Origin of the sequence: Pontibacillus yanchengensis Y32, from assembly GCF_000770635.1 — a bacterium.
Taxonomy (GTDB): Bacteria; Bacillota; Bacilli; order Bacillales; family BH030062; genus Pontibacillus; species Pontibacillus yanchengensis.
On the sequence record NZ_AVBF01000119.1, the window covers coordinates 1 to 4,297 of the forward strand.

The 4,297-nt window shown below is 37.3% G+C and carries 4 protein-coding genes; 2 read left to right on the top strand and 2 right to left on the bottom strand.

Going from position 1 to position 4,297, the window contains the following annotated elements; genetic code table 11:
• Positions 1-354 precede the first annotated feature (354 nt).
• A complete protein-coding gene (locus N782_RS20285; RefSeq protein WP_036824832.1) occupies positions 355-564 on the bottom strand; it encodes a zinc ribbon domain-containing protein in 210 nt (69 codons plus the stop codon).
• A 167-nt stretch (positions 565-731) separates the two neighbouring features.
• A complete protein-coding gene (locus N782_RS20290) occupies positions 732-1,556 on the bottom strand; it encodes a CAP domain-containing protein (protein ID WP_036824834.1) in 825 nt (274 codons plus the stop codon).
• A gap of 212 nt (positions 1,557-1,768) precedes the next feature.
• Between N782_RS20290 and N782_RS20295 the strand changes: the two genes are divergently transcribed.
• Both N782_RS20295 and N782_RS20300 read left to right on the top strand, forming a co-directional pair.
• Positions 1,769-2,641 carry a TetR/AcrR family transcriptional regulator gene (locus N782_RS20295; protein WP_036824837.1) on the top strand — a complete coding sequence of 291 codons (873 nt, stop codon included), beginning with the start codon at positions 1,769-1,771 and terminating at the stop codon, positions 2,639-2,641.
• A gap of 18 nt (positions 2,642-2,659) precedes the next feature.
• On the top strand, positions 2,660-4,102 hold the full coding sequence (locus N782_RS20300) for a DHA2 family efflux MFS transporter permease subunit (protein ID WP_036824838.1): 1,443 nt from the start codon (positions 2,660-2,662) through the stop codon (positions 4,100-4,102).
• Positions 4,103-4,297: the final 195 nt, after the last annotated feature.

Genomic DNA, 4,297 nt, shown 5'->3' on the forward strand with positions numbered 1-4,297 from the left:
TTTACAGTAAATAAGAGATTATACGTCCGTCAAATAAAGTTCCTACGTAGTGACGAGTCCGATCGTAACATTTCAGCAGGAATGGGTGGGAAACGGGGAGACTCCCGCGGGAGAAAGAGGTAGGCGAGATCCCACTGAGGGCGCTTTCCCCGAAGGTAGCTTGAGAAGGGGAGGTTCGACTAAAACCGACACATCGTGTGACAACGTCGAACGCCCCTACGTCGTGTAGGGCCGCCGGCAGGACGCGAGCTGTTTCCCAACCATCCCTAACCCTCATTAAGCATCGGACCCACGCCCTAACCAAAAAGCCTATAAGAAAAGCCTGTATTCTTATTTAGAATACAGGCAGTATGTTTACCCACCAAAGAAAAAGTCAAATACATTTCCTGCTTTGGAAGCACTTTGATTATAAAATTCAGAATACCCACAGTTTTTGCATGATACTACAGTGAATTTATTATTCTGAACATCAAACATCTTTGCGAGTCCAGATCCTGTCATGGATACATCTTTAGTATCTGCATCTGTACTACCACATTTTACACAACCTTGATTGTCACTCATTCGTTATGTCTCCCTTCCAATTACTTTTTACTCTATACTTTCCTACGTACTATTCCTTTTTAAGTTTCGTTTTTAAACATTTGTTGTGAAATAGTCGTTACGTTTAACCTTATGTAATAAAAGATAAAGGACGATACCCCAATATGAAGTATCATCCTTAACCATGTTTATTTTTGTATGAACATTTGTGTCCAATAAATTCCCATATCGCCGCCACGTTCAATTCCTATTCCAATATGCGTTACATTTTTATTTAGAATATTCTTTCTGTGTCCTGCACTATTCATCCAACCTTCAACTACTTTTTCTGGTGTTTGCTGACCAGCGGCGATGTTTTCTGCAGCTGTTTTGTAGTCGATTCCGAAGTTTTGCATCATTTCAAAGGGACTTCCATATGTTGGTGAGTTATGAGAAAAATACCCGTTTTTCACCATATCTTCTGACTTCTTCTGCGCTACATTTCTAAGTTCAGGATACGCTTTTAATTTAGATAAACCTTTCTTTTCTCGTTCTTTGTTTGTCAATTCAACAACTTTGGCTTTAAAATCACTTGATTGTGCTGAATCTTCTTGCTTAGCGTTCTCTTTTGTTTGCGGTGCTTGATCCATACTTTTTTGCTGATCTTGTTGTTGATTTTGTTGTTGCTGTTGTTGCTGTCGATTATCATTTGGTTGACGTTCTTGTTGACCGTTATAGTCATTGTTAGGACTTGGTTGACCAAATTCAAATCGCTCTGCATTGAAGTAACGTCCAGTTTCTCCGTTTTCACCTGGTAGGTATTGTCGAACGTTACCCTCCACATCGAACCTCTTCATTAATCGTGTATCATCATTCTCTTCTTGATACGATTTCCCGTTCGGTTCAAATGTCATTGGTTTATAATTATCTTCTGCTTGTTCATTTATATTTCGTGCTGCATCCTGATTCCCACAAGCGGTAAGTAAGCTAATGGATAATAAGGCTGTAAACACATACAAGATATATTTTTTCAAATGCATAATCCTCCTTTTTTTGCGGCTTTTTTAGCCATTCATAGTATTTGCTTGAGCATGAGGTTTATGCTTATTCAACATGTAATCCATTCTGTAAAAGATGGTAAATGTATTTTCATTGACTTACTACTCCTTCACACCTAAAATATACATGTGACTCATTAGTTCTATTTTTGACTAAACGGTTCTTTCATTAAAAAGGAGGGTGAAAATTGAATACCCAAAAAGAAAAAATCATACATTCCTCCATGCGTTTATTCTCTGAGAATGGATATCATGAGACTTCTATGCAAGCTATAGCAAAGGCCTGTGGTATTTCTAAAGGATCTTTATATAATGTTTTTTCTTCCAAAGAAGACCTTTATATGGATTCTATTGAATATTTTCAGCATGCTATGTTTCAAAAAGCTCAATCGCTAGACAATAAAAGCTTCAATTCAAGAAAAGAAACATTTATCCAAAAACTAATTATTCAAATTGAGGATTTTCTTGATAAACGTGATTTTATTCTATTGCAATTCCGAGAACTTCCAATTCGTGATAACCAAAGACTCCAGACTTTAATGGAAGAGAATAAAAACAGAATGAGACATTGGCATAAAAATCTCTTCACTGAAGCATATGGACACACAATTCAACCTTATATCTGGGATGTAATCATTATGTTCGAGGGAATGATGAAGGAATACTTACATTTACTTGTACAAAATAAAATTCATCTTTCCATTGAACATTTAGCTCGTTTTTTGAGCGATCGTATGGATGTGATTATTCATCAAATAGATAGAGATCAAGTTGAACCTATGTTACCCCTATCTTTTATGGGTGAAGGAATGACTTACAACATAGAGGAACATATCGACAAAATCATTAAAGATATGAAGAAAGTTATTGATACCTTATCGATTAATAAAGATGAGAAACAGTATTATCTTGACTCCATAAACCTACTGGAGGAAGAAATTCATCAGAAAGAACCAAGGTTGTTCCTCCTTAGAGCGTTAATAACTTATATAAAAGAAACGCCAGAACTAAGAAGTTATAGCAATCATTTGGAGCAGCTGGTTACAGAATATATTTCATAAGATTAGGAGGAAGTCACCATGTCTGATAAAGATATCCAACCAGGACAATCTTTCAATAAAAAACCAATTGTTGCTGTTTTAATAATTGGTGCATTTGTAGCTATTTTAAATCAAACCTTATTAGCAACTGCTCTCCCTCATATCATGAATGACTTGGACATTTCAGCCAATACTGCGCAATGGCTTACGACAGTATTCATGCTTGTTAACGGAATAATGATACCTATTACTGCTTTTCTTATTGAAACATTTACGACAAGAAGACTATTCTTGAGTGCTATAGGTCTCTTTACAATAGGAACAATCATTGCATCTGTAGCACCTGACTTTGCTTCACTTATGGTAGGTCGGGTCATCCAAGCAAGTGGAGCTGGAATCATGATGCCTTTAATGCAAACTGTATTTCTAACCATTTTCCCCGTTGAGAAGCGCGGGCAGGTAATGGGATTAGTTGGTTTAGTTATTGCCTTTGCGCCAGCTATTGGTCCTACCCTTTCTGGATGGTTGATTGGCTTTTTACCTTGGAGGTCATTGTTCTTTGTAGTGTTGCCTATTGCAGTTATTGATCTAATAATTGCTTACTTTGTGTTGAAAAATGTAACAGAACGACGCTATCCTAAACTAGATATAACATCCATCATTCTTTCCTCCTTCGGTTTCGGTGGGTTATTGTACGGATTTAGTGTGGCTGGTACAGATGGTTGGTTAAGTGCTAATGCTCTTATAAGCCTTATTGTAGGTGCAATTACATTAACCATCTTCATCCTAAGACAATTAAAATTAGATCAACCTATTTTAGAGTTCAGGGTTTTCAAATACCCAGTATTCACTTTCACCACTATTGTCGCTATGGTCGTGTTTATTTCAATGATTAGTGCCGAAACGATCTTACCGATCTATTTGCAGGAAATGTTGGGATACACTGCACTTGAATCTGGGCTGGTTCTCCTACCCGGAGCTATAGCAATGGGAATCATGTCCCCTATTACAGGGCGGATTTTCGATAAAGTAGGTGCAAAATGGTTAGCTCTTACGGGCATGTCCATTATTACTGTGACAACTTTCTTTTTCACAAGTTTAGAACCGAATACCACATTGGCATACGTAACAGTTGTATATGCAATCCGTATGTTTGGAGTATCTATGGTTATGATGCCAGTAACAACAGCTGGATTAAACCAACTTAACCTAAAGCTCATTCCACACGGTACAGCAATGGGCAACACCATGCGCCAAGTGGCTGGATCGATTGGTACTGCAATTCTTGTAACCGTTATGACAAACAGCGCTACACCAAATACGTCACCAACACGAATAGAGGGTATGATTCATGGCGTAAATGTCGCTTTTATGGTTGCAACGGGATTAGGGTTTATCGGCGTAATCCTAGCTATGTTTATTAAAAATACGAATCCAAACCGTAAAAAGCAGAACACGGCTACTGAAGCAGTTGAAGCTTAAATAAAATAAACACAAAATCAAGAGCCTAACGCAAGATAGCGTTAGGCTCTTTTAGATTCTACATATAAGACGTATCGCTTTAATATAAAGGCTATTAAAGTTTAGTGTTGATTTCTGGAATCAACTAATCAAAAATAGCTTATTCCAGATAAGAAGCATAATTTGGAAGACTTGGATTCGAGATAATTTGGGATG

What these genes read in the sequence shown, in the direction of transcription:
- N782_RS20285 (WP_036824832.1), bottom strand. Translation starts at nt 564, where the DNA reads ATGAGTGACAATCAAGGTTGTGTAAAATGTGGTAGTACAGATGCAGAT.
- N782_RS20300 (WP_036824838.1), top strand. Translation starts at nt 2,660, where the DNA reads ATGTCTGATAAAGATATCCAACCAGGACAATCTTTCAATAAAAAACCA.